Genomic DNA, 6,157 nt, shown 5'->3' with positions numbered 1-6,157 from the left:
AGCAGCACGCTCACGAACAGAAAAAGTACCAAAGCCTACCAAAGTAACTTGATCGCCTTTGCTTAACGCTTTTGTGACTGCAGAAGTCACGCCATCAACAGCCAGAGCCGCTTTTGCTTTTGAAATGTCTGCGGCCGCAGCAACTGCATCGATTAATTCAGATTTATTCACAGCTTAATTCCTCGTGTCGTTTATATATTATGTGTTCAAGTCCCAAAGGACACACAACACCTCGGCGCGTCTCATTGGTTGTGTGTATCTAACTACAGCAAAAACAGTGTGTCAAGACAGTAAAACATTAGCATCATTCGCCATGGACGATTTTTTGTGAACCACCTCTAAACTCATGCTAAATCAGTACTTAAGCCTTTACTCATATAGTCTATGCTTATTTTAAGCACCAACCGATTGGGCCAAAGCAACATATTGCTCAACAGACAAGGTTTCCGGACGTTGTTTGGGATCGATACCCTGCCTCTCCAACTCAGAGAGGGAAACACTATTTTTCAAAGTGTTAGCGATGGTTTTTCGACGTTGACTAAATGCCTGAGTGACTAAAGTACCTAAGGTTTTGATGCAGACATCGCCCCCAACAAATTGCTTCCTTGGTTGTAAATAAATGATTGCTGAGTCCACTTTAGGTGGAGGGTCAAAGGCAGTAGGTGGCACAATAAATAATTGTTCAGCCATGCACTGATATTGAATCATTATGCTGAGACGACCATAGCTTTTATTACCTGGTGCGGCACAAATGCGCTCTACAACCTCTTTTTGCAGCATAAAGCACATGTCTTCAATCAATGTTGCCTGATCAAGTAAATGGAACAATAGAGGGGTGGTGATGTTATAAGGTAGGTTGCCAATCACTCGCAATTTTTCATCGTTCTGTTGCAACTGTTTAAAATCAAATTCCAATGCATCAGCCTGATGAATACACAGATTCGTTGACTCACTGAACTGATTTTTAAGTATTGGCACCAAATCACGATCCAGTTCGATCACATCCAATCTTGCAGAATCGGCCAGTAAAGCTGCGGTTAACGCGCCACGTCCCGGCCCTATTTCGACTAAGTGCTGATCTTTTTGCGGGGATATCGCGGCGATAATATCGGTTATTACCGCTTCATCATGCAGGAAGTTCTGACCAAAACGTTTACGGGCTTTTGGATAAGATCGTTGCTCACTCATGGGATATTTTTATTTTGCGACATTGTTTCAGCCATATAGATTGCTGCCTGCAGACTTGTCGCACTGGCTTTTCCTGTGCCGGCAAGATCCAGAGCTGTACCGTGATCAACCGAGGTACGAATAAATGGAAGACCCAGTGTGATATTAACGGCATCACCAAAGCCTTGATGTTTTAAAACAGGTAATCCCTGGTCGTGATACATAGCCAGCACGGCGTCATAGTCTGCCAGCCTGGACTTCACGAAAATCGTATCGGCGGGCCAGGGACCGGTAATATCATATCCTTTTGCCTGCATGTAGTTTATGGCCGGCTCAATAACAGTTTGCTCCTCAGTCCCCAAATGGCCGCCTTCACCTGCATGCGGATTTAAACCACAAACCGCTATACGCGGCCGTTTTAATCCAAAACTGTGCTGCAAACTGTCAACCAGAATATGCATAATTTGTTGCAGGCTTTCCTGAGTAATGGCATCACTCACTTCACGTAGAGGTAAATGGGTGGTTGCCAAGGCGACACGAAGCTCAGGCGTTGCCAGCATCATAACGACTTTATTGACACCAGCACCATCGGCAAAAAACTCGGTATGCCCACTGAAAGGTATGTGCGCGTCATTGATCACACCTTTATGAACTGGTGCCGTTACAACCGCATCAAATGTATTATCAAGACAACCATCCAACGCAATTTGTAATGATTTTACAACGTAGACAGCATTAGCCGTATTCAACTCTCCAGCAACGACTTTTCCGGTTACTTCACAAGGAAGATAGACAATATTGCCTGCAATACCGGCCTCAGGTGTTTGACTAGCGTCAAATTCAATTAATTTTATCGGCAGGCCTAACGTATCGGCACGCTGCTGCAAAACAACGGGATCGGCGATAACGACTATTTCACTCTGCTGAGCAGTCTGAGCCAACTGAATACAGAGATCTGGTCCTATACCAGCAGGTTCCCCCGCTGTCAGCGCTATCCGGCGAATGTCACTCAAAGGTCACGGTACTCAATATAAGCCTCATCACGCATGGCTCTTAACCAGCTTTCCATTTCTTCTTCAATTTTACGTTGCTTGAGTTGTTCCCGGGCTTTATTCCGATTGAATTCATCAGCCATATTCTGTTCACGACGTTCTTCCACCTGAATCAGATGCCAGCCAAAACGGCTTTGGAAAACGTCGCTTATTTCCCCCTCAGCCAATGAGTTCATCACTTCCTCAAATTCCGGCACCATCACGCCCGGACTGGTCCACCCCAGACTTCCGCCGTCTATTGCAGAGCCGGTATCCTCAGAATGCGCTCTGGCCAACTCAGCAAAACTTTCACCATTCTGGATTCGCTCACGCAATTGCTGAAGTCTGTTTTCCGCCGCTTCATCGGTTACCAGCTCATTGGTTTTAATTAAAATGTGACGTGCCTTGGTCTGTTTGACCAAGTGTGTTTCCTCACTGCGTTTTTCAGCAAGTTTAACCAGATGAAAACCACTGCCACTGCGTATAACATCACTAACTTCACCGACAGCCAGGTTTGGTACGACACCGGCAAATAAGGTAGGCAGTTCTGCTTGTTTGCGCCAACCCAGCTCACCACCTTCCAAGGCATTTTGACCATCAGAATAACCAGCTGCAACCTCCGAGAAATCTCCCCCCTGATCCAGCAAATCCTGAATTTCAGCTAATTTCTGCTCTGCAGCCTGAACCTGTTCCGGTGCAGGCGCATCGGGTAAAGCGACTAAAATATGCAGCAAGCGAAAAGCCTGCTCGGAATCACCCTGCAGGTTCTGCGTTGCCAGAAAATTATCTACTTCACGTTCAGAAACCACAATCGAATCCTCAATCTCGCTTTTACGCAGGCGGTTTATCACCATCTCTTCACGAATAGTTTCGCGAAATTCAGCAAAATCATATCCGTCGCTCTCCAGAGCATCACGAAATTGCCGCAATGTAAGATTATTATTTTCAGCGATTTGTCTGATAGCCGCATTCAATGCATCATCAGCCACCCGAATCCCACCCATTTCAGCTCGCTGAATTTGCAATTTCTGCATGATTATTCTTTCAAGCACCTGACGACGGAGAATGTCCGAGGATGGAATAGTGGCATTACGTTGGCGAAGTTGTTGACGGACGGTCTGTTCCATTTCAACCAGTTCACTGTCTAATACGACTTCGTTATTGACGACAGCAACAATGCGATCCAACGGTGCTGCTAAAACGCTGTTAGCAAGCAATAAGCCGACAAGCAGATATTTAATCATGAACTATTCAAACTCCGTAAATTGATGGTCGGTATTATAGCGGTTCAAATGGCCTCAAGCCTAAAGAACCTTCGTTGCAGATTTCTGGATTAAAGACAAAACATTCCGTTAGAAAGTTGAATATAGTGGACGAAAATTATTCATACCCGCGAATACTGTCTTCAAGAAGACCATCTGACTTCTTACCAAAGCGCCCCAAACCTTTTAGCTCGATTTCGAAGAAGATAGCTTTAGTACGGTTTTCATTACCAAACTCATCATTATCGATACCAATAAAATTAGTGTCTTTAACATAATCTCTGTAAACAATGCGGGTAGCCCAACAGCAGCTATGATATTCAACTCCAGCTAATGTTTCGAGTGTGAGACTGTCTCTTAATGATCGATAATAACGACCAATAACACTCCATTGGTCATTAATCGGCACACTGCCGGATACATCAATCTGATCTAGCGGAAACTGGTTATCTCCATCATCGCGACGATAACGATGAGCAATATTAAATACGCCACCATCCTCATTACGATAACGTAATTGCAACGATGACATACTTGACTGTGTAGTATCCGGATCCCATTGAATTTGACCCGCCAAAGCCCACTCTTCACTAATGCTTGCTATTGCCTCGGCAATGTAATCAGAATCAGACGAAGTCTCTCGCACATCTGGCCTTAAATTGACTCGGCGATCAGAAAAATACTGAATTTGCCCCAGAGTCACACTTAACTTCTCACGACCGGTTTCTTCATCAATAAAACGACTGGTCAAGCCAACTGTTACCTGGTTGGCATCTCCGATTCTGTCAGGTCCAGTAAAGCGTTCATGACTAAACATACTCCCCATACCAAAAGTACGAAGATTAGTATCGAACAATGGAATATCATCCTGATCACGGTATGGAATGTAAAGATAAAAGGCTCTTGGCTCTAGTGTCTGGATCATTTTGTTACCGGCAAAATTCAGCGGTCTTTCGAAAACCAAACCACTGTCCAGGCTTACTACCGGCAAAGTGCGGTTAATACTGCTTTCTTCAAATTGAGATTGCCCACTTAAATTATCAAGAGAATAGTAACTTTGTTTTAACGCCACCCTTGGTGTGACAAAAAAACCAGCTGTGCCCATTGGCAAACTAACTCCGGGCTCAATATTTAAGCGTTGTCCTTTAACCAACTCGTCATGATCAAAAGCTGTAAATTCGGAATTAAACTCATAGCTAAGACCATATGCCTGATCAGGTAACAGACCTCGAAGTGTTAATTGTGGTAAACGTTGATAAGGTTCTTCAACTTCTCGCAACAGCGTTTGATAGCCTTGAACCCTGGCACCAAAATTCCAAATATCACCGTAATAATTCACATTGAGTAAGCGATTTAAATGCGTGGTGCTGCTTAAGCTGAGATTGTTGCTGAAATCTTCCAGATAATCCCTGTCAGAAACATAGTTATAATCGACCTGAGTGCGCCAGCGATTTGCATAGCGACCATCCTGCTGAAATGAGAAATGTTTTCTGTTTTGGTTATAGTTGGGATTAATTTCATCCCCATTTTGTCGCAAGCTGTCACTGCCCAGAAAGCCAGCATCAATTATCCCTTCCGACTGCGAAGTCAAATAACGATATTCCCCGATGAGCATCAAACCTCGATCAGACATATAACGTGGTGTCAGGGTCGCATCCATATCCGGTGCAATGTTCCAGTAATAAGGAGTACTGACATCAAAACCGGTTTCATTGGAATTCCCAATTGAGGGAATTAAAAAACCAGATTTACGTTCATCACTTAATGGAAAGCTGATATAGGGTGTATAAAAAACCGGGACATCCATCATGCGAAGCACAACATCATAAGCCCGGCCCACGCCCTCTTCATGATCCAGATCGACCTCTCCGGCTTTTAATTTCCAGAAATCGTCATTTTCCATACAAGTTGTATAGGTGGCGTTTTTTAACTGCGTTGATTGCACACCCTGCCGGTTCACATGGCTCGCTTCACCGCGTGCATTCATCTGTTTCATTTGATATTTAGCATCAATCAGCGTGCCACGATCTTCATCAAGATTCCATTCCGCCTGATCACCGAATATCGACATCTGGCTATCACGCAACCGCACATCACCCTGAGCAGTGACCTTACCTGTGGTTTGGTTATAAGTTGCACGATTGGCATTGAGTTGTTGCCCACCGCGACGAACATCTACTTTGCCGGTAAATACCGAAGTACCCAAATCAACCAGCTGAGCAGTGTCAGCTTGAACATCAACGTCACTTTCTGCAGTGAGCGCATCTTCGGGGAGAAAAAAATCAGCAGCCGGTCGGGGACAATGACTAGGTACATGGTATGGCTCTGCGGAAACAAGAGGAGCAAAACAGGAAACAAAACCTGCAGATAACATTATCAGTTTGCGCATCAACATCCCCGATCAGCCTTGATGGTCGAAAAATCGGCCATCTCCATTCAATAAACAACTGCCAATTTATCGCACAGAAATGTGCTTTCATCAAATCCCCTATCTAATTAAGATAGCTAAAAACAATATATTGACCATTCATCAATAACTTAGCTCTACTATGGCATTCCTGCTCGCTTCACAGCCACCACATTCTCCGTGGAACCATCAGCAGTTCATGGAAATATTTTCAAATATTCTGTTGACAGAGAAAAACTCAATCCCTATAGTATGCGCTTCCTTTCGGGGGCTATAGCTCAGCTGGGAGA

5 protein-coding genes are annotated in these 6,157 nt (G+C 44.4%); all 5 read right to left on the bottom strand.

Annotated features, from left to right (window positions below; all coding sequences use genetic code 11):
- Nucleotides 1-171: HU family DNA-binding protein (locus B3O33_RS00370; protein WP_292362712.1), on the bottom strand; the 171-nt coding region annotated here is incomplete at its 3' end.
- Nucleotides 172-393: 222 nt separating this feature from the next.
- Nucleotides 394-1,188, bottom strand: a complete 795-nt coding sequence (gene rsmA / locus B3O33_RS00365) for a 16S rRNA (adenine(1518)-N(6)/adenine(1519)-N(6))-dimethyltransferase RsmA (protein WP_292359019.1) — start codon at nucleotides 1,186-1,188, stop codon at nucleotides 394-396.
- A complete protein-coding gene (gene pdxA, locus B3O33_RS00360; protein WP_292359017.1) occupies nucleotides 1,185-2,180 on the bottom strand; it encodes a 4-hydroxythreonine-4-phosphate dehydrogenase PdxA in 996 nt (331 codons plus the stop codon). The genes rsmA and pdxA overlap by 4 nt, the downstream gene beginning before the upstream one ends.
- Entirely contained in the window at nucleotides 2,177-3,442 is a 1,266-nt protein-coding gene (locus tag B3O33_RS00355; protein ID WP_292359015.1) for a peptidylprolyl isomerase, read from the bottom strand. The genes pdxA and B3O33_RS00355 overlap by 4 nt, the downstream gene beginning before the upstream one ends.
- Nucleotides 3,443-3,578: 136 nt before the next feature.
- Nucleotides 3,579-5,849, bottom strand: coding sequence for an LPS-assembly protein LptD (locus B3O33_RS00350; protein WP_292359013.1), 2,271 nt, complete (start codon nucleotides 5,847-5,849; stop codon nucleotides 3,579-3,581).
- Between the last annotated feature and the right edge of the window lie 308 nt (nucleotides 5,850-6,157).

Origin of the sequence: Methylophaga sp. UBA1464 (assembly GCF_002325665.1) — a bacterium.
Taxonomy (GTDB): domain Bacteria; phylum Pseudomonadota; class Gammaproteobacteria; order Nitrosococcales; family Methylophagaceae; genus Methylophaga.
Note: the sequence above shows the minus strand (reverse complement) of the source record. Positions and strands in the feature narration are given on the sequence as shown.

Coding starts and splice junctions, on each gene's coding strand:
- B3O33_RS00350 (WP_292359013.1), bottom strand. CDS start 5,849: ATGCGCAAACTGATAATGTTATCTGCAGGTTTTGTTTCCTGTTTTGCT.
- B3O33_RS00355 (WP_292359015.1), bottom strand. CDS start 3,442: ATGATTAAATATCTGCTTGTCGGCTTATTGCTTGCTAACAGCGTTTTA.
- rsmA (WP_292359019.1), bottom strand. CDS start 1,188: ATGAGTGAGCAACGATCTTATCCAAAAGCCCGTAAACGTTTTGGTCAG.